At 62.8% G+C, this 26,951-nt stretch carries 30 protein-coding genes and 1 pseudogene; 11 read left to right on the top strand and 20 right to left on the bottom strand.

The features are described 5' to 3' along the window. Window positions 1-5 precede the first annotated feature (5 nt). Complete coding sequence (locus tag IHQ72_RS21240) at window positions 6-884, top strand: GNAT family N-acetyltransferase (RefSeq protein ID WP_258117037.1); 879 nt, start codon at window positions 6-8, stop codon at window positions 882-884. A 330-nt stretch (window positions 885-1,214) separates the two neighbouring features. On the opposite strand, the gene soxX is transcribed toward IHQ72_RS21240, so the two are convergent. The 5 genes from soxX to IHQ72_RS21215 form a co-directional block, all read right to left on the bottom strand. Continuing rightward, window positions 1,215-1,658 carry a sulfur oxidation c-type cytochrome SoxX gene (soxX, locus tag IHQ72_RS21235; protein ID WP_258117036.1) on the bottom strand — a complete coding sequence of 148 codons (444 nt, stop codon included), beginning with the start codon at window positions 1,656-1,658 and terminating at the stop codon, window positions 1,215-1,217. 5 nt (window positions 1,659-1,663) lie between these two features. Then, window positions 1,664-2,830, bottom strand: a complete 1,167-nt coding sequence (locus IHQ72_RS21230; protein WP_309508603.1) for an FCSD flavin-binding domain-containing protein — start codon at window positions 2,828-2,830, stop codon at window positions 1,664-1,666. Between the two features lie 65 nt (window positions 2,831-2,895). Then, complete coding sequence (locus IHQ72_RS21225) at window positions 2,896-3,231, bottom strand: c-type cytochrome (RefSeq protein ID WP_258117034.1); 336 nt, start codon at window positions 3,229-3,231, stop codon at window positions 2,896-2,898. Next, the gene (locus IHQ72_RS21220; RefSeq protein WP_258117033.1) at window positions 3,228-5,402 is read right to left on the bottom strand and encodes a xanthine dehydrogenase family protein molybdopterin-binding subunit; all 2,175 of its coding nucleotides are present in this window, start codon (window positions 5,400-5,402) and stop codon (window positions 3,228-3,230) included. Before IHQ72_RS21220 ends, IHQ72_RS21225 begins: the two co-directional genes overlap by 4 nt. Window positions 5,403-5,413: 11 nt before the next feature. Beyond that, window positions 5,414-5,884, bottom strand: a complete 471-nt coding sequence (locus IHQ72_RS21215; protein WP_258117031.1) for a (2Fe-2S)-binding protein — start codon at window positions 5,882-5,884, stop codon at window positions 5,414-5,416. On the opposite strand from IHQ72_RS21215, the gene IHQ72_RS21210 reads away from it, so the two are divergent. The 4 genes from IHQ72_RS21210 to IHQ72_RS21195 all read left to right on the top strand — a co-directional run bounded on the left by IHQ72_RS21210 (window position 5,868) and on the right by IHQ72_RS21195 (window position 9,066). After that, on the top strand, window positions 5,868-6,155 hold the full coding sequence (locus tag IHQ72_RS21210; RefSeq protein WP_258117029.1) for a hypothetical protein: 288 nt from the start codon (window positions 5,868-5,870) through the stop codon (window positions 6,153-6,155). The genes IHQ72_RS21215 and IHQ72_RS21210 overlap by 17 nt on opposite strands. 48 nt (window positions 6,156-6,203) lie before the next feature. Continuing rightward, window positions 6,204-6,923 carry a response regulator gene (locus IHQ72_RS21205; protein WP_258117027.1) on the top strand — a complete coding sequence of 240 codons (720 nt, stop codon included), beginning with the start codon at window positions 6,204-6,206 and terminating at the stop codon, window positions 6,921-6,923. Beyond that, window positions 6,920-8,401 (top strand): ATP-binding protein, encoded by a 1,482-nt coding sequence (locus tag IHQ72_RS21200; RefSeq protein ID WP_258117025.1) that lies wholly within the window; start codon window positions 6,920-6,922, stop codon window positions 8,399-8,401. The genes IHQ72_RS21205 and IHQ72_RS21200 overlap by 4 nt, the downstream gene beginning before the upstream one ends. 209 nt (window positions 8,402-8,610) lie before the next feature. After that, on the top strand, window positions 8,611-9,066 hold the full coding sequence (locus IHQ72_RS21195) for a c-type cytochrome (RefSeq protein WP_374120264.1): 456 nt from the start codon (window positions 8,611-8,613) through the stop codon (window positions 9,064-9,066). A gap of 38 nt (window positions 9,067-9,104) precedes the next feature. Here IHQ72_RS21195 and IHQ72_RS21190 read toward each other — a convergent pair whose 3' ends face one another. Then, a complete protein-coding gene (locus IHQ72_RS21190) occupies window positions 9,105-9,674 on the bottom strand; it encodes a Spy/CpxP family protein refolding chaperone (RefSeq protein ID WP_258117023.1) in 570 nt (189 codons plus the stop codon). Between the two features lie 69 nt (window positions 9,675-9,743). Between IHQ72_RS21190 and IHQ72_RS21185 the strand changes: the two genes are divergently transcribed. After that, window positions 9,744-10,274, top strand: a complete 531-nt coding sequence (locus IHQ72_RS21185) for a Crp/Fnr family transcriptional regulator (RefSeq protein ID WP_258117022.1) — start codon at window positions 9,744-9,746, stop codon at window positions 10,272-10,274. Between the two features lie 19 nt (window positions 10,275-10,293). On the opposite strand, the gene IHQ72_RS21180 is transcribed toward IHQ72_RS21185, so the two are convergent. The 3 genes from IHQ72_RS21180 to IHQ72_RS21170 are packed head-to-tail and all read right to left on the bottom strand — an operon-like array spanning window position 10,294 to window position 12,330. Then, window positions 10,294-10,752, bottom strand: a complete 459-nt coding sequence (locus tag IHQ72_RS21180; protein ID WP_258117020.1) for a c-type cytochrome — start codon at window positions 10,750-10,752, stop codon at window positions 10,294-10,296. Window positions 10,753-10,797: 45 nt separating this feature from the next. Then, a complete protein-coding gene (locus tag IHQ72_RS21175; protein WP_258117019.1) occupies window positions 10,798-11,658 on the bottom strand; it encodes a WD40/YVTN/BNR-like repeat-containing protein in 861 nt (286 codons plus the stop codon). Between the two features lie 45 nt (window positions 11,659-11,703). After that, a complete protein-coding gene (locus IHQ72_RS21170; RefSeq protein WP_258117018.1) occupies window positions 11,704-12,330 on the bottom strand; it encodes a TetR/AcrR family transcriptional regulator in 627 nt (208 codons plus the stop codon). 128 nt (window positions 12,331-12,458) lie between these two features. On the opposite strand from IHQ72_RS21170, the gene IHQ72_RS21165 reads away from it, so the two are divergent. The 3 genes from IHQ72_RS21165 to copM all read left to right on the top strand — a co-directional run bounded on the left by IHQ72_RS21165 (window position 12,459) and on the right by copM (window position 14,137). Next, the gene (locus IHQ72_RS21165; protein ID WP_258117017.1) at window positions 12,459-12,638 is read left to right on the top strand and encodes a hypothetical protein; all 180 of its coding nucleotides are present in this window, start codon (window positions 12,459-12,461) and stop codon (window positions 12,636-12,638) included. Further along, complete coding sequence (locus IHQ72_RS21160) at window positions 12,635-13,162, top strand: hypothetical protein (protein ID WP_258117016.1); 528 nt, start codon at window positions 12,635-12,637, stop codon at window positions 13,160-13,162. The genes IHQ72_RS21165 and IHQ72_RS21160 overlap by 4 nt, the downstream gene beginning before the upstream one ends. Before the next feature lie 522 nt (window positions 13,163-13,684). Next, complete coding sequence (gene copM, locus IHQ72_RS21155) at window positions 13,685-14,137, top strand: CopM family metallochaperone (RefSeq protein ID WP_258117015.1); 453 nt, start codon at window positions 13,685-13,687, stop codon at window positions 14,135-14,137. A 27-nt stretch (window positions 14,138-14,164) separates the two neighbouring features. Here copM and IHQ72_RS21150 read toward each other — a convergent pair whose 3' ends face one another. Then, on the bottom strand, window positions 14,165-15,244 hold the full coding sequence (locus IHQ72_RS21150; protein WP_258116586.1) for an IS630 family transposase: 1,080 nt from the start codon (window positions 15,242-15,244) through the stop codon (window positions 14,165-14,167). An 82-nt stretch (window positions 15,245-15,326) separates the two neighbouring features. Here IHQ72_RS21150 and IHQ72_RS21145 point away from each other — a divergent pair. Continuing rightward, window positions 15,327-15,660, top strand: a pseudogene (locus IHQ72_RS21145) (four-helix bundle copper-binding protein). An 82-nt stretch (window positions 15,661-15,742) separates the two neighbouring features. Here IHQ72_RS21145 and IHQ72_RS21140 read toward each other — a convergent pair. From IHQ72_RS21140 to IHQ72_RS21120, 5 genes are all read right to left on the bottom strand, one after another. Then, entirely contained in the window at window positions 15,743-16,492 is a 750-nt protein-coding gene (locus IHQ72_RS21140; RefSeq protein ID WP_258117013.1) for a DUF4336 domain-containing protein, read from the bottom strand. A gap of 314 nt (window positions 16,493-16,806) precedes the next feature. After that, window positions 16,807-19,974, bottom strand: a complete 3,168-nt coding sequence (locus IHQ72_RS21135) for an efflux RND transporter permease subunit (RefSeq protein ID WP_258117012.1) — start codon at window positions 19,972-19,974, stop codon at window positions 16,807-16,809. Then, window positions 19,971-21,422, bottom strand: coding sequence for an efflux RND transporter periplasmic adaptor subunit (locus tag IHQ72_RS21130; RefSeq protein WP_258117011.1), 1,452 nt, complete (start codon window positions 21,420-21,422; stop codon window positions 19,971-19,973). The genes IHQ72_RS21135 and IHQ72_RS21130 overlap by 4 nt, the downstream gene beginning before the upstream one ends. Then, window positions 21,419-21,820 carry a FixH family protein gene (locus IHQ72_RS21125; RefSeq protein ID WP_258117010.1) on the bottom strand — a complete coding sequence of 134 codons (402 nt, stop codon included), beginning with the start codon at window positions 21,818-21,820 and terminating at the stop codon, window positions 21,419-21,421. The genes IHQ72_RS21130 and IHQ72_RS21125 overlap by 4 nt, the downstream gene beginning before the upstream one ends. A 122-nt stretch (window positions 21,821-21,942) precedes the next feature. Then, the gene (locus IHQ72_RS21120) at window positions 21,943-22,257 is read right to left on the bottom strand and encodes a hypothetical protein (protein ID WP_258117008.1); all 315 of its coding nucleotides are present in this window, start codon (window positions 22,255-22,257) and stop codon (window positions 21,943-21,945) included. A gap of 349 nt (window positions 22,258-22,606) precedes the next feature. On the opposite strand from IHQ72_RS21120, the gene IHQ72_RS21115 reads away from it, so the two are divergent. Further along, window positions 22,607-22,975: a hypothetical protein gene (locus IHQ72_RS21115; RefSeq protein ID WP_258117007.1), complete on the top strand. Its 369-nt coding sequence runs from the start codon at window positions 22,607-22,609 to the stop codon at window positions 22,973-22,975. Window positions 22,976-23,041: 66 nt separating this feature from the next. On the opposite strand, the gene IHQ72_RS21110 is transcribed toward IHQ72_RS21115, so the two are convergent. Genes IHQ72_RS21110 through IHQ72_RS21090 form a run of 5 tightly spaced genes read right to left on the bottom strand, consistent with a single transcriptional unit; the run spans window position 23,042 to window position 26,944 of the window. Next, a complete protein-coding gene (locus IHQ72_RS21110) occupies window positions 23,042-23,326 on the bottom strand; it encodes a copper-binding protein (protein WP_258117006.1) in 285 nt (94 codons plus the stop codon). Between the two features lie 26 nt (window positions 23,327-23,352). Then, entirely contained in the window at window positions 23,353-23,841 is a 489-nt protein-coding gene (locus IHQ72_RS21105) for a cupredoxin domain-containing protein (protein WP_258117005.1), read from the bottom strand. Window positions 23,842-23,884: 43 nt separating this feature from the next. After that, entirely contained in the window at window positions 23,885-25,243 is a 1,359-nt protein-coding gene (locus IHQ72_RS21100; RefSeq protein WP_192360582.1) for a multicopper oxidase family protein, read from the bottom strand. Between the two features lie 16 nt (window positions 25,244-25,259). Beyond that, window positions 25,260-26,714 carry a TolC family protein gene (locus IHQ72_RS21095; RefSeq protein WP_258117001.1) on the bottom strand — a complete coding sequence of 485 codons (1,455 nt, stop codon included), beginning with the start codon at window positions 26,712-26,714 and terminating at the stop codon, window positions 25,260-25,262. Continuing rightward, window positions 26,711-26,944, bottom strand: a complete 234-nt coding sequence (locus IHQ72_RS21090; RefSeq protein ID WP_258117000.1) for a hypothetical protein — start codon at window positions 26,942-26,944, stop codon at window positions 26,711-26,713. The genes IHQ72_RS21095 and IHQ72_RS21090 overlap by 4 nt, the downstream gene beginning before the upstream one ends. Between the last annotated feature and the right edge of the window lie 7 nt (window positions 26,945-26,951).

Here is a 26,951-nt window from a genome sequence, read left to right as displayed (position 1 = left end):
CTGAGATGCAGAGATCAGTGCGCCTGAAATCCTTTGAACTGGTCGCGCGGGACATCAATGATGTCGACGTTGATCTGCTGCATGCACTATCGATTTCTGTCCGCTGGCCGCATCGCCCCAAGGACTGGAACCTACTGCGCCGCGCCGGCCACGGCATCGTCGCCGTTGACGGAATTGGGCGCGTCTTCGGAAGCGCGATGTGGTTTCCCCACGGGGACGATTTTGCCACCATTGGCCTGGTGATCACGACGCCTCGCGCACAGGCGCAGGGAGGTGGCCGATGGCTCATGGAACAGGTCCTTGAGCAGTGCGGGGATCGCAATCTGGCCCTGAATGCAACCCATCCCGCCTATCCTCTGTATATTTCACTCGGCTTCACGAGCGAGGCGATCGTCTACATGCGCCAGGGCGAGGCCCCACAAAAACTCCCGCCAATGCCAGCTCTTGATGGTGAACTAAGTGAGCTGCCCAGCGACAGACTTCGCGAGATCACCGAGCTGGACGCGCGTGCGTTTGGGACAAATCGTGCGGGGCTACTTGCGTTGCTCGCAGAGGATGCCTCGATAGCCACTCTGAGCCGCGGTGGCGAGGTTGTTGGCTATTCCATGTGTCGCGAGTTCGGGCGCGGCCATGTGATTGGCCCCATTGTGGCTCGAAGCGACCAGGACGCGGTCCATCTCACCGCCGTCCATCTGAAGAAGCTGGCAGGTCGATTCGCCCGCGTCGATTCGCGCGAGAGGGATGGCGTGTTTGCCGAGTTCCTTCAGCAGAGCGGCCTCGGCATTGCCGAGACCGTGACGACAATGTCCAAAGGCCGCCGGTTCCTGAACCGGGAAAGCAACAAACCTTGGGTTTATGGATTGGCGAGCCACGCCTGGAGCTGAATGCAAGCGTATTCCGCCCTCAACCAGCAGAGGTGCGGGTTCCGCGTTGCGCAACGCGATCTGAACGAACCTTGTCGCCAACGGGCTGAACCCTACGCGCTCACGATCTTTTGCCTTGGCCGACAGCGAAAGCTATCCAACACGCCTAGACGCGTCGGGGCAGCCCAGACGCCTCGCTTCGAGGGCGCCAGACCACAACGCACCAGCATCTCCACAAGGCCGATCTCTGCCTTCGGAGAATGGATAGTGGCTTCCGCCGAAACTATCCCCGAAGAAACTGCCGCCGTCCGACCAAGCCTCCGTGAACTCGAAGCGGGTCTTCGCGCATAATCACCCTTTCAGCGTCGTGAGATAGGCGACGATATCCTCGATGTCGGCACCGCTCAGGATCGGCCTGCTGCGCCAGACGGTGGCGACACGCCGGCCTTGCTCATCCGCGACCCGGTAGTAGGAAGGCATGATCGTATTCGGCGTGAGCCGCTTCATGTCGACCACGCGCAGCCGGATCTGGCCTTCCGAAAGCCTTGCTCCGACGCCGGTCAGGTCAGGCGCCAGCGTCCCGTGCAGATGCGCGTCTGGAAACGGCCCACTATGGCAGAGCGTGCAGAGGCTGCGCTGCCGGTCCGAGATCAGCGCAGCGCCGCGCGCCGGATCACCCTTGCCGCCGACCAGAGGCTCCATGAGCGCATCGCCGGTGACGACGTAGGATCGCATCTCCTCGCCGACACCGGGCAAATCCGCAAGCAGCAATCCCGCAAGAGCGAGGCTAGCCATCCTCATCATCCGAACACTTCACTGGTGATCGTTCGGAACCAGTCCTCCGCATAGGCCGCTTCCAGTTCGCGGACGGAAAGCGGCGCTTCGAGCGGGCTGGTGCCGCCCGCACCCTCCACCTCGGCAAGCAGGCCGTCGCGCGGCTGGTAGACGCCGGCGATCGAGATGCCGTAACCGGGCGCGACCAGGCTGTAGCAGGTGTTGATGAGCTTTGGCTGCGCCGGCTGCCGCTCCCTGACCAGCGCGGCTACCGCCGCAGCGCAGGCTTTTGCCTGGGCGTTGGCGCTGAAGGCGGATTTCGGCATCGCTCCGCCGATCGCCGCGTCGCCGACGACGTGGATCGCCGGCTGCAGGCGGGACTCGAAGGTGACCGGGTCGATCGGGCACCAGCCCGTCTGGTCGGCAACACCGGCCGACTGCGCGATCCTGCCCGCACGCTGCGGCGGGATCACGTTGGCGACATCGGCCTTGTGGCTGCCGAACTCAGTCACCAGCGTTCTTGTCGCCGGGTCGACTTCCGTCACCCTGCCGCCCGACGACAGCGGCACCCATTCGATCAAGCCGGGATAGAGCTCTTGCCAGGCCGCTTCGAACAGCCGCTGCTTCGAAAAGGCGTCCTTGGCGTCGAGGATGATCAGTTTGGAGCGTGGCTTGCTGGTCTTGAGGTAATGCGCGATCAGGCTTGCCCGCTCGTAGGGACCGGGCGGGCAGCGGAACGGATTAGCTGGCGCGGAGAGGATGACGACCCCACCGTCCGGCATCGCTGCGAGCTGGTCGCGCAGCAGCAGCGTCTGCGCCCCCGCCTTCCAGGCATGCGGCATGATCGCCGCCGCCGCCTCGTCGTAGCCCGGCAAAGCGTCGAAGCGCAGGTCGACGCCGGGCGCCAGCACCAGCCTGACGTAGCCTATGTCCGTACCATCCTCCAGCCGAACGCGCCGGCGCTCGGCATCGACGGCAACGGCGCGCGTGCGGATGAGCCCGATGTCGCCGAATTGGTCATAGCGGAAGGTCTGCGCCTCGATGCCGCGCAGCCCTGCAAGCACGGCATTTCTGAACGGGCAGGCCAGATAGGCGGTCTCTGGCTCGACTAGCGTCACGGCAAGGTCGCGATCCAACTGCTTCAGTGCGCGGGCGCAGCTTGCCCCGGCAAAGCCGCCGCCGACGACGATCACGCGGGGCTGCGCCTGTGCGCGCACCTGCGGCGGCGACGCTGGCCGCCGCGCCGCCGATCAGGGCTCTACGGCTGGGCATGGCGTGCCGCCTCCGGCTTGGCGAGCCATTCGGCGATGGCGCGCGTCTCCTCTTCGGTAAATCCCCTGGCGATGCGGTCCATGACCGTCGCCTTGCGCTCACCGGACCGGAAGGCTTGCATCTGGGCGACGATGTCGTCCGCCGCGTGGCCGTCGAGCGAGGGTATGGCTGAGCCGAGCGCCGCCGGCCCGTGACAGCCGGTGCACGCCGTCGCACCAGGCGCCGCGTCGGCCCACGCCGACGCGCTGGCCGCGAGCGCCGCAAGCAGGACAGGCGCGAGCGCCAGTCTGCCGCGCCTGTTCTTCGAGTGCCTCATTGTCATGCGAGGTCATGGTTTTTCAACGGCAGCGTGCGGATGCGCTTTCCGGTGGCGGCGAAGATCGCATTGAGGACGGCCGGCGCGGCGACCGCTATGGTCGGCTCGCCGACGCCGCCCCAGAAGCCGCCGGACGGCAGTATGATCGTCTCCACCTCCGGCATCTCGGCCATGCGCAGAACCTCGTAGCTGTCGAAATTCTCCTGCTCCATGCGGCCGCCATTGACGGTGCACTCGCCATAGATGCAGGCGGAAAGCCCGTAGACGAAGGAGCCCTCGACCTGCCGTTCCACCTGTGCGGGATTGACGACATGACCCGGGTCGGTGGCCGCCACGATGCGGTGGATTCGGAGCTGCCCGTCGGTGACCGAAACCTCCGCTGCCGCCGCGACATAGCTGCCGAAACCCATGATCTGCGCCAGGCCGCGGTGAACGCCGGCCGCGGCCGGGGTGTCCCAGCCGATCCGTTCGGCAACCGCCTCCAGCACGGCGAGATGCTTCGGATGTTTGGCCATCAGCTTGCGGCGGAACGCGAGCGGGTCGAGGCCGGCGGCATGGGCGAGTTCGTCCATGAAGCACTCGACGTAGAGCGCATTCTGGTTGAGGTTCACGCCGCGCCAGAAGCCTGGCGGGATCGGCGGGTTGCGCATGGCATGGTCGACGAGCAGATTGTCCACCGTATAGCCCAGCGTGCCTTCCGTGCCGCTGAGGACTAGGCCCTGGAAGACGACCGGGTCCATGCCGTTCTGCATGCCTTCCGGCCGCACCGCGGCAAGGATCGACTGGCCGGATATGCGCATGTGCAGAGCGGTCAGGTTGTCGTCCGCGTCGAGCGCGCCCGTCAGCCGGCATCGGGTGGTCGGGTGATAGGCGCCGTGCAGCATATCCTCTTCGCGCGACCACATGAGCTTTACGGGCGTTCCCGGCACCTGCTTGGCAATGCTGACCGCCTGGCGCACATAGTCCTGGAAGTTGCCGCGCCGGCCGAAGCCGCCGCCGAGATGGATCTTGTGCACCTCGCATTGCTGCACCGGCAGGCCGGCGGCTTCGGCCGCTGCAGCAAGGCTCGCCTCGCCATTCTGGGTAGGCACCCAAACCTCGCAGCGCTCCGGCGTGTAGAGCGCCGTCGCGTTCATCGGTTCCATGGTTGCGTGGTTCTGATAGGGGTAGGCATAGGTCGCCGTGACCGTCCGGCCGGCGGCGGACAGGGCAGTACCGGCGTCACCTTGCTTGGCGCCAATGAAGGCGTCATTTGCGCCGAGCCCCTCTTCGAGCATCGCCGTGATCGAGGCGCTGGTGACCTGCCTGTTGGGACCTTCGTCCCAGACGATCGGCAAGGCATCGAGAGCGGTCTTCGCCCGCCACCACGTATCGGCGACAACCGCAACGGCGGTCTCGTCGACCTGAACGACAGTGCGCACGCCGGGCATGGCCGCGACCGCCGCCGCGTCGAAGCTCTCCACCTTGCCGCCGAAATACGGGCAGGCTCGGATCGCGGCGTTGAGCATGTTCGGCAGCTTGAGGTCGACGCCGTAGACCTGGCTGCCGTTGAGCTTGTCGGCCGTGTCGAGCCGCGGCAGCGGCTTGCCGGCTATGGTCCAATCCTTCGGGTCCTTCAGCGTTACGTTGGCGGGCGGCGTCATCCGCGCGGCGGCGGCAGCCAACTGTCCATAAAAGGTGGCGCGATCTGATGCCGCATGCGTGACCATGCCCATCCTCGCGGTGCATTCGCTGGCCGGCACGCCCCATTCGGCGGCCGCGGCGGCAATCAGCATCTCGCGCGCAACGGCGCCACCAATGCGTACATACTCGTGCGACTCGCGGATACCGCGGCTGCCCCCGGTCGAGAAATTGCCCCACACGCGGTCGCGTGCGAGGTTCTGGGCCGGCGACGGATATTCGGTCGTGACCTTTGACCAGTCGCAATTCAGCTCCTCGGCGACGAGTTGCGCCAGGCCGGTCAGCGTCCCCTGCCCCATCTCGGAGCGGGCGATACGGATGACCACCGTGTCGTCGGGCCTGATCACCACCCAGGCATTGATCTCCGGCGCCGTCTCGGCGCCCTCGGCAAGTGCAGGCTTGATGAACGGCAAGTTGAACCCGAGGGACAGGCCGCCTGCCGTGGAGGCCACGCCCACGATGAAGCTGCGGCGGGAGATGGAAATTATGGCGTTCATGACTGTTCTCCTCAACCGCGTTGCGTGGCTTCGCCGCCTTTGGCGGCCAGCTTGATCGCGGCGCGCACCCGGTTGTAGGTGCCGCAGCGGCAGATATTGGTGATCTCGGCGTTGATGTCCTCGTCCGCGGGGTTCGGGTTCTGCATGAGCAGACCCGCCGCAGCCATGATCATGCCGGCCTGGCAGTAGCCGCATTGCGGCACATCGAGCGCCAGCCAAGCCTGCTGGACCGGATGTGAACTGTCCGGCGAAAGCCCTTCGATGGTGGTGATTTGCTGGTCCGGCTCGACCGCGCTCACCGGAAGCACGCAGGAGCGCGTGGCGACGCCGTCTATATGGATGGTGCAGGCGCCACAGGCGGCAACGCCGCAACCGTACTTCGTCCCGGTAAGCCCGATCTGCTCGCGGATCACCCACAGCAGCGGCGTATCCGGATCGACCTCGATGTCACGGGGCGTGCCGTTGATGATCAATCTGGCCATTGTGCAATCCTTTCGATCAAAGGCTGGCGAGAACCGCCGTCCGATGCCGCACGGCATGGCCTGGCGGCAAAGACCGGAAGTCCGGGCTAGCGACGAGGCCAAGTTAGGCGGAAGCTGTCGCAGAACCTTGTCCCGACGACCGGCAGTTCATCGCAAGCTGTCGCAGGCGCTGCGCTCTGATACATTTCGTTACACTTCTCACGCTTTGTTGATGCCGCGCGAGATTGCCGCCGTGGCGCAGAAGGTGATCATCGGTGTAGACGCAAACTAGATATCGTCGATACTGGCCGACTATTCAGCGGCGGCTTTGGAGCATTGTATGGAAGCGGCGCAGCACATCGCGGTCGTCGACGACCACAGGGACATCCGCGACCTCGTCGGGAAATACCTCACCCAGCAAGGTTATCGCGTCAGCGTCGCCGACAGCACGGCCGCGCTCAAGCGGCTGCTCGACCGCAGCCTGCCCGATCTTATCGTCCTCGACGTCATGATGCCTGGCGAAGACGGAATTGCCGCCTGCCGGCACGTGCGCGGAACGGTCGATGTTCCGATCATCTTCCTTACCGCCATGGCCGAGGAGGTCGACCGGATCGTCGGCCTCGAGATCGGGGCCGACGACTACCTGACCAAGCCGTTCAATCCACGGGAACTGCTGGCGCGGATCAAGGCTGTGCTCAGGCGCGTCCACAGCCTGCCGCCGCAGCGCGGTCGTCTCAAGTCGAACGCGCTTCGGTTCGACCGCTGGACGCTGAATGTCGGCCGCCGCGAGCTGGTCGGTCACGACGGCGTGGCGGTCGCGCTCAGCACAGCCGAATTCCGGCTTCTCACCGCTTTTATCGAGCATGTCGGGATCGTGCTCAGCCGGGATCAGTTGCTCGACCTCACCGTCGGGCGCTCGGCCGACGGTTTCGACCGGGCCGTCGACAACCAGGTGAGCCGGCTGCGCAAGAAGATCGAGGCTGACCCAAAGACACCGATGCTGATCAAGACGCACTGGGGCGGCGGCTACTGCTTCACCGCCGAGGTGGCCCAGGCATGATGCTGTTGTGGAGACGCAGGCTGGCGGCCCGCTTCCTCATGCTGGTGCTGCTTGCGCTCGCCCTGTCGCAGGCGATCACCTTCCTGATATCGTGGGACGAGCGCGGCCAGGCCCTGCACGCAGCCGCCAAGGGCGAGTTCGTCAGCCGCACGTCCTCTCTTGCGCTTCTGCTGGACACGACGCCGCCCTCGCTTCGGCCTGACATCCTCAACGTCAGCGGCACTGCCTATACGCGCTTCTGGACCTCGGACGACGGACCGAGCAACCCCCTCGCCTGGCAGCAGGAAGCCTTGACTGAGCTAGCCAAGCCGCTGCCAGGAATTGCCGGCAAGTATGCCGCCTACATGAACGGGCAGGCCTCGACCGCGGTCGATGCCGCCGACCCTTCCGTGCCGCCGCGCATGGTGGATTTGTCCGGCAATGGCAGGCCCTTCTCGCGGCCGGCCAAGTTTCTCTATATGGACGCCGCTCCAAACGGCATGGGCCTTTCCGTCCGCCTCGATGACAGCACCTGGCTGAATGCCGCCTACGCCAAGGCGATGCCGAACGCCTTCTGGACGACGCAATCGGCGATATCGCTGGCGCTGACCGCACTCATCCTGTCCGCCATAGCGATTTTCGGGGCGCAGGCAATCGCGCGTCCGCTGCGACAGCTCGCCAATGCCGCTGAACTGTTCGGCCGCGGCGAGACCGTGCCGCGGCTGCCGGAATCAGGGCCGGACGACATTCGCCAGACCGCCGAAGCGTTCAACCGCATGCAGGAGCGCCTGCAGCGCTTCGTCGAGGACCGCACGCGCATGCTGGCGGCGATCAGCCATGACCTGCGCACGCCGCTGACCTCGCTGCGGCTGCGCGCGGAGTTCGTCCAGGATCACGATCTCCAGGAAAAGATGCTGAAGACCATCGAGGAAATCCAGACGATGACGGAAGCAGCGCTCGCCTTCGCGCGCGAGGACGCCGCGGTAGAGGAGACGCGAACCGTCGATCTTTCGGCGCTGGTCGGCAGCCTCTGCGACGATCTCGCAGATCTGGGCCAAAACGTCACCGTCAGCGACGGGCCAAAGGTGCTGTATCGCTGCCGGCCGGACTCCCTGCGTCGGGCGATCCGCAACCTCGTCGAAAATGCCGTCCGCTACGGCGAGCAGGCCAGGGTGAGCCTGGTCAGGAGTGCCGACAGCCTGGACATCGTAGTCGAGGACGCCGGACCCGGCATTCCGCCAGGCGATATGGAACAGGTGTTCGCCCCCTTCTTCCGCCTGGAGCAGTCGCGCAACCGGGAGACCGGTGGCGTCGGGCTCGGCCTGTCAATTGCCCGCGCCATCGCCCGCCACCACGGCGGCGACATCGTGCTGGATAACCGGAGCAACGGCCTTCGCGCGGTCATCAGGTTGCCGCTGATCGACATGGCCAAGCAGCTTGCCCCGGCGCCTGTGCCTGAGACGCACCCTCCGACCGGACTGCGATCCTTGCCGGTTTGACCGAAAACCTGCCCCGCGATCGGAACTCCCGCGCTGTCGCGCCACGATTCGATCAATGTCGTCGTAACGAAGGACAAGTCGCCACCCCCATCATCCCCAGCGCCTTCCCCGACCCAGCCGCCGCTCTCGCCGGTGAGCGGCTGGTCCTGCCGGAAGCTTCCGGCCCCCCGCAAAGCCCCTTCCCTCAATCGTTCCGCAGAGGTCATCCGATGAACCATTCACAAGCCACGACACGTCACCATGTTGTTTCCGCTGGAGTTGCGACCGCATTCCCGGTGACGTCCATCACGCGAGCGCGTGCGTCCCTGGCTGCGCTCTTGTCCGCCGGCTGTCTGCTGTTGCCGACCGCCGCTTCCGCGCAGCAGGCCGACGGCGAGCGGCTGTTCCGGCAGCGCTGCGGGGCCTGCCACAGCCTTGAGCCCGGCCAGAACAGAGCCGGTCCGCATCTGTCGGGCGTCATCGGCCGAAAGGCCGGCAGCGTCGAGGGTGCCCGCTATTCGGCCGCGCTGCGAGAGTCTGATATCGTCTGGGACGGCGGTACGCTTGATACCTTCCTCGCGGCGCCACGCCAGATGGTTCCGGGCACGTCGATGACAGTGGGCGTTCCCAACGCCGCCCAGCGCACCGCGATCATCCTCTATCTGGAAGGTGCGGTCGCGCAATAGTGTCCGCTGATGAAACCAACGTGCGTGCGTAGCCCTGTTCAATCGACCTGCCCAGAGTATCCGCGAAGCTGAGAGTACCGGCGGATCTGCTCAGGGGTAAGCAATTCGGCCATCTCGAGATGATAGCGCAGGTGCGCTGCCCGTAGCGCGCCTCGCACCTCGGCTATGGCTTTTGTCATTTCAGCGAGGTGCGCCGACGTCATCTTTCGTTCGGAGAACAAGCGGTCCAGTTCGGTCTCTTTCTCGATGACTAGTCTTCCGAGCGGGATCGTTTCTGCCTTCATCTGATCCAGCAGGGCCTTGGTCCGCAACGCCTGTTCATCGGTTAGGCCAAGAGCATCCCAGAGTTCGAGGACATGTGATGGACCCGGATAGGAATTGAGTTCGGCCGCCAGCGCCAGACCCATCCCTCGCCCGGCCAAAAGATCAGCCATCTGCTCGCCCGAGAGCGCTTTCACGCGGCGTTTCTCCATCCCGGAATAAGACGAAGTGGCTGGATCCTTTCCTTCAGCGGCCTTGTGATGGTTGCCATGCTGCTGTGCCAGCCCGTGAGGGACGGCAAGAAAAGTCAGCATGAGGGACAGCACGGCAATGGGGATGCGGTTCATCGAGCGATCTCCGGCGTTTCTTCTTGCGACGTTTGACACAGCCGCAGGAACTGAAACATGATTGCGATCATGTCGGACCTCCTCTTCGAGCGATTCCTTGAACTCGCGGAACGCGAGCAATCTCTCCCTGCCGGCAGCGTCCTGTTTCGTATGGACGACCCGGTCTTGTCGCTCTTCCTGGTCACCGCGGGAGAACTGCGCCTTGTCCGGGCACTTCCTGACGGGTTCCAGCTGACGTTGCAGCGTGCCGGCTCGGCTTCGATCCTGGCCGAGGCTTCGCTGTTTGCGGATCGATACCATTGCGATGCGTTGGCGGCCGAGGCATCGATGGTGCGCGCCGTGCCGATCACCAGGGCCATGGCGGTGCTCGAAAGCGATCGCGCACTGGCCTCCGCACTGCTGCGACACTTGGCAGGTGAGGTCCACCGGACGCGGACGCGGGCCGAGATATTATCCCTGAAGTCAGTCGCTGCGAGAGTTAGTGTCTGGATGGCATGCAACGGCGGCGTCTTGCCGCCCAAGGGACGCTGGCATCACGTTGCGTCGGAGATCGCCGTTACGCCGGAGGCGTTTTATCGGGAGCTTGCCCGTCGGCGATGATGTGCCGCCACAATGCGGCTCATCGTGCGGACGATTCCCGCCACGCGAAGACGCGGTTCAGTTCGTCGTGGCGACGGCGTAAGTCGTCCGGCCAGCGCGACTTGATATAGGACAAGGCCGCGATGATTTCGGCGTCGGTCAGGATTCCTCCGAAAGCTGGCATCCGCGTTTTGTAATCCTTGAGGTTGGCGGCTTCGGCGACACCGAGTTTCGTTATCCTGAACAGCAGCGTGTCCGGGTGGTGCCAGGTGTGACCGCTTTCGTCGTGCGGCGGCGCCGGAAGGAATCCATCCTTGTCCTGCGCTTTCCACTCGGGTTGACCTTCGAGGTTCCTGCCATGACAAGAGGCGCAATGCGCCACGTAAACGGCCTCGCCGCGCGCGATGACACGGGCATCGTCGGGCTTGAGGATCCCGCCCGACTTGCCGCCGAAAACAAGAACCACGCAGACCGCCACCAAGGCGGCGAGAGCAAGCATAAGCGCCAGCTTTCCAATCACCCTACGATCCGGTGTGTCACCGCCTCAACGACCGAGTTCGGTCCAGTTGGCGCCGCCGTCGGTGCTGGCCAGGATGTCGCTTTGGTGAGACGCGACAAATATCCGATCCTTGTCGGCCGGATCGACCGCGAGGTGCAGCAGGATTCGGTCACTCAAGCCACTGGAAAGGGGCGCGAAGTTCAGAGCAGCCTCCGCGGACCGGACAAGTCCTCGTCCCACCACGAACGCATAGACGGAACCGTCGGCCGTCACCTCGATGAGACTGACGGGCGCGCCATCGACGACCGCTTCCCAGGTCAGGCCTCCGTTCCTACTGACCGATAGACCTCCCTCCGTCGCGGCGTAAATCGTCTCGGCGTCCTTCGCCGATGCGGCAAGGTCGATCAGCTTTTCCGGCAGAGGTCCAACCACCGACCATGTCTTCCCAGCATCGCGGCTCACCTGTAGCGCGCCGTAGGCGCCGTAGAGAACCTGAGGATCGGCCGAGCTGACCGTCATCTGGTGAAAGTCGACCGGGCCGTCTGCTCCCGGCGAAACCTGATTCCAGGTAACGCCGTTGTCGGCTGAGGCGATGAATCCGAGATTGCCCCCACCCGCCGGGTGCCCGCTGGCGTAGAGCGACCTCGGGTCGGATGGGTCCGGCGTGAACCCCATAAAATCCTGCACCGGCGAAATGAGCTCTGCCTTTCCGTCCGACCCGGCGCGAAAGAGTCCATGGTGGGTCGCTATCAGGAGCTTGCCGGAATTCTCCCTATCTACGGCCAGCCCGTGGATGTGGGTATGTTCCTTCAGTTGCGAAACCGAGACGGCCTCGGCTCCTGCAGCCGATCCGGTCGACGTCGCCGCAATCAGACTCGCGACCAGAATTCCCAGTAGTTGTCTCATCTCGTCGCCTCCAACTTCGCCCTTACCATCATGACGGGCATGATATCAGGACCGGGATTGCGGTGCATCGGACAAGTCTGCGCAGCCCAGCCCGCCGTCTGACCGACGCGGAGGCTTCAACCCGGCCAGAGTGACCGCGACGAGCCGGCGGACCGCGGCCTTGGATCGCAGGCTGCTGGCTGCCGTGAGGGCGTGGAGGCAATAGGTCGCAAGCTCGCCAGGCGCGACGTCGTCCCGGAGATCGCCCGTCGCTGCGCCCTCGGCCAGCAGATCGCGGATGAGATGGTGGAGCTGATGTTGCGCCTTGACGACGTGTTCGCCTCGATGCAGGCGTGCCGCGAGTTTGGTGCCATGGTGTTCGTGTGAAATGAACGCATAGGCCTCAAGAACCGCTTTTAGCCGCTCCCCGGTGTCGCCAACCTGGTCCCGAATGGTAATGAGATGTTCAAGGTGACCGGTGACCTGACGTTCGTGCCAGGCGACGAGGATCGCTTCAACGTCCGGAAAATACTTGTACAGCGTCGCGCGCCCTATTCCAGTCTCCTCGGCGATCTTCGCCATCGTCACCGACAGCAGCCCGTGCTCGGCCACCAGCGCCGCGGTGGCGTCGAGGGTCGCGTCGCGTACCGCGCGACGGTGGGCATCGATGGTTTCGTTCCACAGCTTCGGCACCGCCCCAATATACGTGGCGTATCAGCGATGTCGAGATACGAGACACCAAGACTTGATATAGACACACTGTCTCGATAAAGTTTTCGTAGTCATGAAACTCGATGCCGCGCGCGACGCAGGAGACGCACATGGCCGACCCGCCCGATTACCCCGGCACACCGCGCTGGGTGAAAGTGTCGGGGATTATCGTGATCGCCCTGGTCCTGCTGGTGATCGCTGCGCTCTTCACCGGCGTCGGCGGGCCTCACGGTCCCGGTCGGCACCTGCCGTCCTCCAGCGTTACAGAGCCTGGCATGCAACAGCCATGACCATGACACCCGGCCTTCGAAAGTTCGCGCTCACCGCGCATGTCGCTTCGTCGGTCGGCTCCCTTGGTGCGGTCACCGGCTTCCTTGTTCTCGCCGTCGCCGGACTGACCAGCAAGGATTTGCAGGTGGTGCGCGCCGCCTACTTCGCGATGGAGTTGACCGCCTGGTACGTCATCGTTCCGCTGGTCCTGGCCTCATTGGTCACCGGGCTTGTCCAGTCACTGGGCACTCCATGGGGCCTGTTCCGGCACTATTGGGTCGTGGCGAAACTTCTGCTGAATCTCGTCGTCACCGTCGTCCTGCTGCTTCAACTTGAGCTGATTGGCTATCTGGCAGATGTCGCGGCAGAGACGACGTTTTCCAACACTGATCTCTACGGGCTGAGGATATCACCTGTGATCCACGCCGCGGGAGGGCTGCTGGTATTGCTCGTGCCCGTGGCGCTGTCGCTATACAAGCCGCGGGGCCTGACCCCGTACGGGTGGCGCAAGCAGCATGAGGAGCCGACGGCTCTGCATCCATAGATGCAGTCCGCTCCGTCTACGCTGGCAACCCACCGCATCGGAACAAAGTTTCCGCGCTTCCGTTACGCAGCATGTCATGCGGTGCACTCGTGTAGGTTCTTTGGCGGGCGAACGCAGCCTTTTTCATCTGCGTCGTTGTAGGTTTGCTTTTGTCCGGAGCGCAACTCGCCAACGCGCTGGACCACGATCATCAATCTTCCAGCGCTTTATTGCAAATGCCGCAGACCACGGCACAGGCAAGCGAGGCGGGTGCCGCTGACCCTTGCGCGGATACCAGCCATCACGTCGCGCATTGCTGTTCGGCGCTCCACTGCATGGCCGGGTTCGCGGCTGTCGCGGCGACTCTGTCGAGTCCGACCCTGAAATCTCCTGTCCGCATCGAAACAGCCGGTCTGCCTAGCTCGCGGATCCCTGACCCATTGGACCGACCTCCAAAACCATAAACGGTTTCATGCCACGAGCCGGCGCCAAGGCGAGACTCTGGCGCCGCGCGTCATAGGTCAAGCACTCAGGAGATGAATCATGGCCAACACCAAACTTACGATCGCCACGGCACTGCTGCTCTCGGTTTTCGCCTCGGCGGCGTTCCCTCAGCAGTCATCCGACCGGTCAATAGATGTGGCGCCAACGTCCTTGCCGGAGCAATGCGGTCAGGCTGAAGGCGCATCAGCCGGGCACACCATGCCGGGAATGGCCAACATGGACATGTCGGGCATGGATGAAGCGCACAAGGCCAACATGGCGGCAATGATGAAGATGCATCCTGCCATGATGCAAGGCATGATGGCCAAAGACCCTGATGTCGCCTTCGCTTGCGGGATGATTGCGCATCACCAGGGCGCGATCGACATGGCCGAAGTCGAGCTGAAATACGGCGACAACGACGAAGCCAAGAAGATGGCTCAGACGATCATCGACGCCCAGACCAAGGAAATCGGCGAGTTCAAGCAGTGGCTTGAGACGAACGCGAAGTGATCGTTAGGAGGCGCCGTAGCGCGCTACCTAGTGTTGTGACTCTAACACTCGACGCCCTCGTGCGACCTTTTCAAGGATGTCAGCAGCCTTGGCGGCCCAGATGAAGGGTTTGGGGTCGGCATTGTGATGCTCCAGGTAGGCCTCGATCGCGATCGTCAGGTCGGTCACGCTGCGGAAGACGCCGCGGCGGATGGCGTCGTCGGTGATGAGCCCGAAGAAGCGCTCGACCTGGTTCAGCCAGGAGCCAGAGGTCGGGGTGAAGTGGAGGCGGAAGCGCTTATGCCGGGCAAGCCAGGCTTTGACCTTGGGATGCTTGTGGGTGGCGTAGTTGTCGACCACCAAATCCAGGGCGAAGTGCTTGGGCGTGTTGCGATCGATCGTGCGCAGGAAGCGCAGGAACTCCTGGTGGCGGTGTCGCGGCATGCATTCGCCGATGACCTTGCCGGTGGCCACGTCGAGGGCGGCAAACAGTGTCGTGGTGCCGTTGCGCTTGTAGTCATGGGTCATCGTGCCGGCCCGCCCCTTCTTGATGGGCAGCCCCGGCTGCGTGCGGTCGAGCGCCTGGATTTGGCTCTTCTCGTCGACGCAAAGCACCAGGGCTTTGTCCGGCGGGTTGAGATAAAGGCCGACGACGTCCTGGACCTTCTCGACGAACGCCTTGTCATTGGACAGCTTGAATTTTTTGATCAGATGCGGCTTCAGCCCGTGCGCTGCCCAGATGCGCTGCACGCTCGACGGGCTGAGCCCCACCACCTTGGCGAGCTTGCGCACCGACCAATGGGTGCTCGCCGGCGGCTTCTGATGCAGCGTCATATCCACCACACGCTTGATCACCTCGGCCGAAAGCGGCGGCTTGCGGCTCGGCCGGCTGGCATCCCGCTTCAGCCCCTCAATGCCGCACGCAACGTAACGATCACGCCAGCGATAGGCGGTTCGCTTGGTTTTGCCGGTCGCCCGTACAATCGCGGTGACGCCGTCGCCGTCCGCCCACATCAGCACGATCCGCGCCCGCCAAACCCATTTCTGTGGCGAGTTGCGGTCCGCCACCCAACCTTCCAGCGTCGCCCGATCCTCAGGAGACAACCGGATGCCCGATTCAGTTGACATGCCCTCTGACTCGCACATCAGAGAGCTAAAGGGAATCCTTTCGTTAGAGACGGAACACTAGGATCGAAAAAAGGACACCCCCATGCATCACCTTAGCCCCGAAATGAAAAGCTGCATCGACGAATGCCTGCGCTGCTATTCCGTGTGCCTTTCGACCGCGATGGGCCACTGCCTGGAACTGGGCGGTCAACACACCGAAAAACAACACTTCACGTTGATGATGGCGTGCGCCGAGATCTGCCGGACATCGGCGCATTTCATGCTCATCGGTTCCGAGCCACCACAAGCATACCTGCGGCGAATGCGCGGAGATCTGCAACGAATGCGCGGATGACTGCGAGCGTCTCGGTGACATGCAGGAATGCGTAGAGGCCTGCCGTCGGTGTGCAGAGAGCTGCCGGAAAATGGCCGCCTAGTGGTGAAGTCTGACGCTTGGTACCCCCGGTGCGGAATACCCGTTCCGACCTATCGCGAGGCATTGGCCTGCAAATCACTGCCTCACCGCGCCGACTTTCCGAATATTCTGCGGATGATCTCGTCCCCATTGGCATCAAAGCAGCGGCCGTGACTGAGAATGACCCGCTGCGGTTGCCACGACCGGATTTTGCTTATTACTGCCTTTGCTTTCTGCCGCTGAAGGAGAATTGGCAGCCGCATACCGAAGAAGGTCTGCCCGTGGGGATGGTCCATCCGAGTCAGCTTCGTCGCCGTGCGCCAAGGTTCATCGATCATGTCCAGTTCGAGATTGATGATCGTGTCTGTGAGGATCAGCGTCTTTGAAGCGTAGTGGAAAAATATGAACTCTTTGAAGTAGCCACCGGGAAACAGCGTCTGGTCCATGTCCCGCCGCCACGCCTCCGGCGGATTGGTCTCCAAATCTCGCGTGAACGTCACATCGGCGTGCCGTGCCAGCGCTCTTTGGCGAACTCTGGGTGATGCCCATGTGATTGCCTCTGGAAAGACCTTCGACCACTCACCGATATGAGCGTAGTGAAACTGGTTGGGTGAAACGAGGTGGCGGATCCTGCCCAAGTTCCGCAACTCTTCGGCCAGCGTCGCAGAGAACTTGATGGGCGAATGAAGGAACAGATCACCGTTCGACAGGCGCACGACCGTCATCCGAGTGGTAAATGGCAGCGGAAGCTTTACTCCGGCTATCGTCAGATACTCAAACGGGCCGTCAACGACGCCGATATCAGGTCCGTGAGGCTTGTAGACGTTGACCGGTTCGTAAAGGGACGCACCCACAGTCCACTCCAACACATCAACCGCCGCGCAAGGACAACATAATCTAGTTGGTAGGCAAAACGTCCGGCCTGAAGCGTCCGCTTTCCACCACGAGCGACCTTACGATGCCGGTACCAAGCGTCAGGCTTGACGACTAGAAGCCTCGTGTGAGGGCGTCATCAGACCGCGCGCCCTCGGTACCGCGATTGTCATCTGAAGAACACGAACTTGACCAAGGCAATGATCACCAGCACGACCAGAGCGAGGAGAATAAAGCCTGCCACGCCCATTCCCCACATGCCGCCCGACATCATCTGATCCATCATTTTTCGCTCCTATTCCGCGGCCAACTTCAGCCGAGCGTCTGCACTTGGCTCCGCTACCGCGCTCCGCCGCGGCAACCGCCAGCCCTTGACGATGCCGTAAACGGCCGGGATCACGACGAGCGTCAGGATCGTTGAAGAAATCATGCCGCCGATCATGGGCACTGCTATCCGCTGCATGACCTCCGATCCGGTTCCCGTGCTCCACAGGATTGGCAGGAGGCCCGCCATGATGGCGACGACGGTCATCATTTTCGGCCGCACGCGCTCGACGGCGCCGAACATGATCGCCTCGTTAAGGTCCATCTTGGTCAAACTCCGCTTCCCGGCCACACATCTGGCCTTCGCCTCGCTCCACGCGTTGTCCAGATAGATCAGCATGATGACCCCGGTTTCGGCGGCCACGCCGGCGAGCGCAATGAAGCCCACCGCGACCGCGACCGACATGTTGAAGCCCAGCCACCACATCATCCAAATGCCGCCGACGATTGCGAATGGCAGCGACAGCATGACGATCAGCGTCTCGGTCAGCGCCCGGAAGTTGAGGTAGAGCAGCAGGAAGATCAGCGCGAGCGTTAGTGGCACGACGATCTTCAGCCGTGCCTGGGCACGTTCGAGATATTCGAACTGCCCGCTCCAGGCGACCGAATAACCTGGCGGCAGTTTTACTTCTGCGGCGACCGCCTGTTGCGCCTCGCCGACATAGCCGCCGAGATCACGGCCGGCGATGTCGACGAAGATGTAGACTGCAAGTTGTCCGTTCTCGGTGCGGATCGAGGTCGCGCCGCGCGTGAGTTCGACCTTGGCGACTTCGCCGAGGGGCACGAAGCCGCCGCCAGGCAGCGCGATCTGCACGTCGCGGGCGATTGCGCCGGGATCGCTTCTCAGCGCGCGCGGATAGCGGATGGCGACACCATAGCGTTCGCGGCCCTCGACTGTGGACGTGATGATCTTTGCGCCGAGCGCCATGGAGATCACATCCTGCACATCGCCGACCGACAGCCCATAGCGGCCGAGGGCGGTCCGGTCGGGAACGATATCGAGATAGTAACCTCCGATCACCCGCTCGGCATAGGCGCTGGACGTGCCGGGCACGGCCCTCAGTACCGCCTCGATCTGGCGCGCGACATTTTCCATTTGAGCGAGATCGGTGCCGTAGACCTTGACCCCAACGGGCGTGCGTATGCCCGTCGACAGCATGTCGATGCGGGCGCGGATCGGCATGGTCCAGGCATTTGAAACACCTGGAAACTGCAGCGCGGCGTCCATCTCGGTTTTCAGACCTTCCGATGTGACTCCGGGCCGCCATTCCGATTTCGGTTTCAGGTTGATTATCGTTTCGAACATCTCGGTCGGCGCGGGGTCGGTCGCGGTCTGTGCCCGGCCCGCCTTGCCGAAGACAGACTCTACCTCAGGGAATGACTTGATGATCCGATCCTGCATCTGCATCAGTTCGGCGGCTTTCGTGACGGACAGGCCCGGCAGCGTCGTCGGCATGTACATCAACGTTCCTTCGTCGAGATTCGGCATGAACTCGCTGCCGAGTTGGCGCGCCGGCCAAACCGTCACGGCAAGGGCGGCAATCGCGAGCAGGATCGTGAACATCTTTGCCCTCAGCACGCCGGCGATGATCGGCCGGTAGATCCCGATAAGCAGCCTGTTGAGTGGATTTCTGTGCTCCGGCACGATGCGGCCGCGCACGAGCAACACCATCAGGGCGGGCACTAGCGTCACCGAGAGCAGCGCCGCCGCCGCCATGGCGAAGGTCTTGGTGAAGGCGAGCGGACCGAACAGGCGGCCTTCCTGGCTTTCCAGCGTGAAGATCGGCAGGAACGAGACGGTGATGATGAGCAGGCTGAAGAACAGCGCTGGCCCGACCTCAGCTGCAGCCTTGATCAAAACCTCGATGCGGGGTTTGCCCGGAGGCGCCCGTTCCAGGTGCTTGTGGGCGTTCTCGATCATGACGATCGCTGCATCGATCATCGCACCAATGGCGATCGCGATGCCGCCCAGACTCATGATGTTGGAGCCGAGGCCAAGCAGCTTCATAGCGGCAAAAGCCATCAGGATGCCGACGGGCAGCATGATGATGGCGACCAGTGCGCTCCTCACGTGAAGCAGGAACACGATGGTGACGAGGGCGACCACGATGCTCTCCTCCACCAGCGTCGACTTCAGAGTCTCGATCGCAGCCTCGATGAGCTTTGAACGATCGTAGACGGGAACAATCTCGGTGCCCTCAGGCAGGCTCCTTTCGATCTCGGCGAGACTCTCCTTCGCGTTTTCGATGACCGTCAGCGCGTTCGCGCCCACCCGCTGCAGCACGATGCCGCTCGCGACCTCGCCCTCGCCGTTCTGTTCGGCGATGCCACGGCGCTCGTCAGGCACGATCTCGACCTTGGCGACGTCGCCGAGCCTGAGCGGCACGCCGCTGACTGACTTCAACGCAATGCTTTCGATGTCGGACACACTCTTCAGGTAGCCGCGTCCACGCACCATGAATTCGAACTCGGAGATTTCGACCGTGCGGCCGCCCGTGTCCATGTTGCTGGTGCGAACCGCTTCGCCAATTTCCGAAAGCGTCACGCCCTGAGCGCGCATCCGCGACGGATCGACCACGATCGAGTACTGCTTGACGAAGCCGCCGACGCTTGCGACCTCGGACACGCCTTCCGCCTTCGAGACTGCGAAGCGCACGACCCAGTCCTGCAGGGAACGGAGTTCCGCGAGGGACAATTCTTTGGCAACGACCGCGTACTGATAAACCCAGCCGACGCCTGTCGCGTCCGGTCCAAGCGCCGGGGATACGCCATCGGGCAGACGGCTGGCGGCCGCGTTCAGATATTCGAGCACGCGGCTCCGCGCCCAATAGGGATCGGTGCCGTCCTCGAATATCACGTAGACGAAGGACACCCCGAAAAAGGAGAAACCCCTGACCACCTTGGATCTTGGAACGGTGAGCATTGAGGTCGTCAGCGGGTAGGTGACTTGATCCTCGACCACCTGCGGGGCTTGGCCCGGATAATCGGTGAAGACGATGACCTGGATGTCGGAGAGATCCGGTATGGCATCGAGCGGCAAGGTCCTGACCGAGTAGACCCCCGCAGCTGCGGCCAGAGCGGTCGCAAAAAAGACGAGGACGAGGTTGCGTGCCGACCAGGCAATGAGGTTGGCGATCACGGTTTTGCCTCCGCGGGCGTCAGCGCGCTGAGCGCGGCCTTCAGGTTGCTCTCGGCATCGATCAGGAAGTTAGCCGAGACGACGACCTTTTCGCCTTCGGCGAGGCCCTCCATGATCTCGGCCATACCGTCACCGCGCATGCCAATCTTCACGTCGCGCGGTTCAAAGCGGCCTTCGCCCTTGTCGACGATCACGACCTGGCGGTCCCCCGTGTCGATGACGGCGTTGTCAGGCACGGTCACGACAGGATCAGTGCCGCCCGTCGCGATCTCGACCTCGGCATACATATTGGCAAGCAGCAGCCCTTCGGGATTGGGCAGTTCGATGCGAATCCGCGCTGTGCGGGTCTGCCCCTGGATTTCAGGGTAGATCAGACCGACCTTACCTTCGAACACGTTGCCCGGAAGGCTGCGGATGCGGACGGTCGCCTTGTCCCCGATACGAACCGAACTCAACTCGTATTCCGCCACGTCGGCCATCACCCAGAGGGTCGAGACATCGGCGATCCGGAACAGGGTCTGGCCCGCCTCCGCCATCATGCCGTCGACCGCCATGCGCTCCAGGACAACGCCGTTGCGTGGTGCCATCAGCGTAACCGAGATCGGCACCTTCCTCGTCTTCTCGATCTCAGCAATCGCTTCCGCAGGAACGCCGAGATTTTCCAGACGCTGCAAGCTGCCGGCGGCGGCGTTGCGGTCTGACCCGCCCTTCAGATCGGCGGCATAGAGAGCACCTGCCTGGGCAATTTCCCTAGCGTAAAGGCGCACAAGCGGGCTACCTTTCTCGATAGCCTCCCCGGTCGTGATGTCAGCCACTTCCTCGATGAAGGCCTCGGTACGGGTTGAGACCAGGGTGACGCGTCGCTCGTCCAGCGTGACCGTTCCGGGAACCCGGACCGGACGCACGACGGCGCTCTTGGTGGCGAGTACTGTCTTCACGCCTGTCCGTTGCAGCCTTCCTGCCGATACCTTGACCGTCGAGCCGTCATCCGCTTCGCCCTCGAAGACAGGAATGTAGTCCATCCCCATGGAATCTTTCTTGGGGGTCGGCGACGTGTCCGGCAGGCCCATAGGATTGCGGTAGTAGAGGATCTTCCGGCCACTCGGTGCCGCCGCCGCGCCGCCGCCTGCTTTCATCTCGGGACGAACCTCGAAGCTAACGTCTTCGCTCGCCAGGACCGCGACGAAATCCCGGCCGTCCTCGGTGCGCTTAGGCGTCGACGAATAGGCGGGATCTCCGTCGGGATGGCGGTAGTAAATGATGGGACCAAAGGGAACCGGATCGGCAGTCGTCGGGATCGGTTCCGCGCTGGGCGGGTGCCCGATGGCCGTCTCGATCATATGCACGACGTCCAACACGGACAGATCATGCTGTCCGGCCGAGTATCCGCCCGCGCCCGCCCCGGCCGCCAATACAGCAAGGGTCAGGAATGAGGCGAACCTTTTCATTGGACGGCCTTGAATACCAGGCGGCGCTCAACCGTGTCGGCCTCGCCCTGGACCTTCGCCGCGATCGAGAAGCGCCAGCCTCCCGCCATGATGAGGTCGGTCTTGAAGCGATAGATGCCGGGTTCTTCGGGCGGCAGCGCCTCGACGGGCGCGGTCATCGCCTCCATTCCGTCCGGAGCCATGTCCATTCTGGTGGCGAATACGACGGCGTTGTTCACCGGAGCGCCTGTCCGCTTGTCGAGGAGCCTGACGGCGACGACTGCACCGTTCCCTTCCTTGATCTCGTTCTCGACGAGTTGGAATTCGTAGTCCTCGGGCGCGGCCTTGGCCGCTTGGGAAGCCGCGATGACGGATGCGAACGCGAGCGTCGCAGCGCGTGGGAAAAATTTCGATTTCATGTTTTCAAGATTCCGAATGTCATTGAGCCGTTGCGCACGGCATTGGCATGGCAGACACTATGCGACTCCGCCCGCGCAGCATTCGGCCGCACGGATTCCGGCGCTGGAAGCGCCTGTGACAGTCAGGCTTTGGGTGGTCTGGGCGGGGGTTTCCCGATAAGCGACGAAAGGACCGCTTCCCTGCCGTCGAGGAACTCCTCTCCGCTCGGGGCTTGGACGAGGAACGTCGGCGTTTCGGGAACCGGAACGCTGCCGAGGCCCGACACGCACAGGACCGCGAGCGGGCAATCCTTGCCGCAGTCCGGCACCATTGGCTTGCCGTCCGGGCAGCAGGGCATGTCGCCCTGCATGATGGATAAAGTCGACCCGGCAACAGCAGCGCTCGAAGACGAAGCTCCCAAAGGTGCAAAGGCCAGCCCAAACACGGCCAGCAACAAGAGCACCCTTCCGAAACCGAACGAATTCGTCATCGTTTACACTTTGGCATAGGCAGCCACCGCGCGATAGTGTCTCGGGTGTTTATGACCTTCTTGTGAAATCGCGCACAAGCCATCGCCGCCAACGCTTCCACTCATGCTTTGATCACTTCGAGCCGATGCAAAGAAGAAGCGATTTCGTTCTTCACGATGCCTAATCGCCGCGGCAAAGACTTCATACGACCGCCTCAAGCGCTGCGCACGTCGAGGAATATCCGGCCTTTCTGGATGCCTCCGCCCACTCCGAAACGGAGATTCGAATATCGACGCGAGAGATGATAGTCTGGTTTTGGATCCTCGGGAGGAGGAGATGCGCGCCATTGCATTTTTTGCCGGCGTGTTGGTGGCTACGCCCTCGATGGCGGCGGAGCAACTGATCTTTTACACTGCCAATTTTCCAGATGCCACCTCGGTCCAGCTTAGCATCCTGAACAATAGCGTCTCGCGAGATGGGGACTATGACTTCGACGTCGCTATTGGCTTAGTCAAAACAGACGCGAACGGCGCCATCAGGTACGAAGATACCGGCAAGCATCGTGCACGCGTTCGCTGCAATTATCCGGCGTATGTGAGCGTGGGCGCGCGAAGATATCCTATAGAGATACCTCTAAGCCGTTCCGCACCTGACGATTGGAAAGAGAATCTCTGGATAACATTCTGCGCGGCCCCCTCGTCATGAAGCGCGTTTTTGCCTGATCGGACGGCGGCCGCGGGTTGATTTGCAACCCGCGGCGCTAGTCGTGGATCACTTAATATCGGTGACCGTGATGCGCCCGTTGACGCGGTCGGCTGCAAACTCGATTGCTTGACCCGCTTTGACCTTCTCGATCATGCCGTCCTCCGCGACGACGAACACCATCGTCATCGCTGGCATGTCGAGATTCGTCAGCGGCTCATGCTTGATCGTCAGCTTCTTCTGCTTGGCGTCGACCTTGAGGACTTCGCCTTTCACGTATTCCTGTGCGAACGCGCTCCCGCCGATGGCGAGCGCGAGCGCGAGGGTCGAGAATGCTCTTATCAATATCTTCATGACTGCTTCCTTTGCGATTTTGGGGGTTAGTGGGCGACGGTGATATCGCCCTTCATGCCGGAATCGTAGTGACCCGGGATCAGGCAGGCGAAGCCGAATTCGCCGGCGTTGGCGAACGTCCAGATGATCTCGCCTCTGGCGCCGGGCGCCAGCCGGATTGAGTTGGGATCGGCGTGCTCCATCTCGGGGAACTTCTCCATCAGCGCCTTGTGCTCCATGATCCCGTCATGGGCGTCCATGACGAATTCGTGGTCGACCTGGCCTTTGTTGGCGAACTTCAGGCGAACGGTCTCGCCCTTCTTCACCTTGAGTACGGCCGGTTGGAACATCATCTTCCCGTCGTCATTCTCCGACATCGAGATGTTGACAGTCCGCTTTGCCTTGCCAGCCTCGCCAGGGCTGCCGATCGGCATCTTGGCGGCTTTGTCGCCATGGCCTCCGGCGTGGGTTCCACCGGCAAGAGCTGCTCCCGAACTGACCGCCATCAAAACGGCCGCTGCGATTATATGTTTCATGCTGCACTTTCTCTCATTGTTGAGGTTGAAGGGTTTCGGTTTCTCATCCCTGTTTGCCGTGACCGCCGTGCGCTGCCGGGGCCATCGTTTTTGCGTCGCCTGATTTCGTCGGAGCGGGGACATCTCCCTTCCACTCGTAAGCTACGGTTCCCTCCGGGTGCTGGTACCAGCCCGGATCGGCGTAATCGTTCGAAGCCAGGCCCTCGCGAACCTTCACCACCGAGAACATCCCGCCCATCTCGATGGCGCCGAATTGGCCCCAGCCGGTCATCATTGGGATCGTGTTGTCGGGAAGCGGCATCTCCATCTCGCCCATGTCGGCCATGCCGCGGTCACCCATGGCCATGTATTCGGGCTGGACCCGGCGGATCTTGTCGGTGACCTTCGAGTTGTCGACGCCGATGAACGTGGGCACGTCGTGGCCCATGGCGTTCATTGTGTGGTGCGACTTATGGCAATGGATCGCCCAGTCGCCCTCATATTTGGCTTCGAACTCATATGCCCGCATGGCGCCGACGGGGATGTCGATCGACACCTCCGGCCATCGCGCCTCCGGCCGAACCCAGCCGCCATCGGTGCAGGTCACCTCGAAATCGTAGCCATGCATGTGGATCGGATGATTGGTCATGGTCAGGTTGCCCACGCGGACCCTGACCCGGTCGTTTTTCGCCACCGGAAGATGGCTGATCCCCGGAAAGACGCGGCTGTTCCAGCCCCAGAGGTTGAAATCCGTCATTTCCATGATGCGCGGGACGTACGACCCCGGTTCGATGTCGAAGGCGTTCAGCAGGAACACGAAATCGCGGTCCACGCGCATGAATTTCGGGTCTTTGGGATGAATGACGAAGAAGCCCATCATGCCCATCGCCATCTGGACCATTTCGTCGGCGTGCGGGTGATACATGAATGTGCCGCTCTTCACGAGGTCGAACTCGTAGACGAAGGTCTTGCCGGGCGGGATTCCGGGCTGGGTAAGGCCGGTCACGCCGTCCATGCCGTTGGGCAGGATCATGCCGTGCCAATGGATCGTCGTGTGCTCCGGCAGCTTGTTTGTTACGAAGATGCGGACTCGATCGCCCTCGACCGCCTCTATGGTCGGGCCGGGCGATTGACCATTGTAGCCCCAGAGATAGGCAGTCATGCCGGGCGACATCTCGCGCTCGACCGGCTCGGCCACGAGGTGGAACTCCTTCACGCCGTTGTTCATGCGATGCGGAAGGGTCCAGCCGTTGAGCGTCACGACCGGCTGGTAGTCCGGTCCGCTCGTCGGGAAGATCGGAGGCTGCATGTCGGGAGACTCCATGATTGGAGCGTCGGGCAGCCCCATCGCAGACGTTTTGGTCCATGCAGTGGCGCCGGCGAGCAGGGCTCCCGCGCCTAGCAACTGACGTCTTGAAAGCATTTTCTTCTCCTTGAATTCAGTGGCCTTCGGGGCCTGCTTCGGCGGCGGCCGGTGCGTCACCGCCCCCGGACGAGCTTGCGCCGCCACCGTGGATGGCGGTTCCGAGATTGACGTCGGCCAGCCAGAAATTGCGCTTGGCGTTGAGGGAAAGCATGATCGAGCTGATTTTCGCGCGTGTGTCGGCCAGCAGCTCGAACGTGTTGGTGATCATGCCGTTGTAAGTGAGGACCGACTCCGCCTCGATTTTTGTTCGCAGCGGCACAACATTGTTCCGATAGTGCCGGGCAATGTCGTAGGTCGAACGGTAGGCGTCATAGGCGGATCTGGCCTCCGACCGGATGTTGACGGCCTTTTCCGCGAACCGGTTTGCGGCTTGCATGTAGGCAAGCTCGGCCTTGCGCATGCGTGCCTTGCCGGTGTCGAAAATCGGAATGACGAACTCGAGCTCGAGAGTGGGTGAAACACGGGTCTCTGTTCCGCCCTCCTCCGACTCCTCACGTTCCACCTCCACGCCGGAAAGCAGTTCCAGATCGCTAACGTAGCGCGTCGCCTCGGTCAGACCGTAGGATTTCGCCAGCGCTTCCAGCTCAAGTTTCGCGATCTCAAGGTCGACGCGATTTCTTAGCGCCTCCGCCTCGATTGCGCGTTTGGCCTCGGCGCCTCTCGGCAAGGCTGGAAGCATGTTGGGGACCGAGTAATCGACGTCCGCTCCCCATAGACCCATCAGCCGGGTGAGCTCTTCCTTGGCGGTCCGCGCGGCGAGCCGCGCCTCCGCCGCCTGACCGGTGATCTCGGCATAGAAGACGTGTTCTCGGGCTTGGCCGGTCTTTGTGAAGGCGCCCGTCTCGCCAAGTTTTTGAGCGAGTTCGGAGGCAGCATCGGCTGCGGCTTGCGCCTTGTTGAGATAGGAAACGCTCTCCCAGGCCGAGACAGCATTGATCCAGGCCCGCCGCGAGTCCGCAGCCAGTCGTAGCGTTTCTTCGGCGGCGCGGAGCTGGGCCTGACGGAAACGTGCATCCGCGACTGCGACGCGCCGCTTATGGGTCGCCAGCGCAAGGATGTTGCTGACCACCGCTCCTTCAATCGTCCGCACAGGATCGACGCCGATCATGCCGATCGAGATCGTCGGATTGACGAGCATCGATTCCTGCCACAGGTCGGCCGCCGACAAGCCGATCTCGGCGTAGGCAGCCTGCAGGCCCTTGTTGTTAAGCAAGGCGACCTGCACCGCGGTGTCCGGGCCGATCGTCTTCTTCTGGACGAGGCGCTTCACGCGCTCCGAGACCGTCCGCGCTTCCTCTCTGGACTGCACCCACACGTTTTGCTTGCCGGTCACGGATTCGGCACGCGCCGCGACGGTCGTGAAGCCGGCCGTAGGGGCTGAGATGTCGAGGGCCCCGTTGGTCGTGCATCCGGCAGCGATCAGCGGGATGGTTACCACTGCAGCCATGGTCAGGAGCCGACGCTTCATGATCCGGCTCCCGGGTTCGCAGAGGGGCGTTCTTCATTGAGACGCCGCCAATTCTGCGGATCGACTGGCTCCCGATGGCGATAGTCGACGACGGCCGGGTGGTAGTGCGCATCACGGACGCCCATTGCGGGATCGGCCGGATTGAAGGCGGGAAGGATGTCCGGCGGCGTGGTTGCCGCACATCCGGCAACTAACAGCGATGCGAGCATCGCAGAGCTTGCGATTTTCATTGTAGAC

The sequence above is a fragment of the Mesorhizobium onobrychidis genome (genome assembly GCF_024707545.1).
Taxonomy (GTDB): Bacteria; Pseudomonadota; Alphaproteobacteria; order Rhizobiales; family Rhizobiaceae; genus Mesorhizobium; species Mesorhizobium onobrychidis.
The sequence above is the reverse complement of the archived record's forward strand: the minus strand, read 5'-3'. Positions and strand labels throughout refer to the sequence as shown.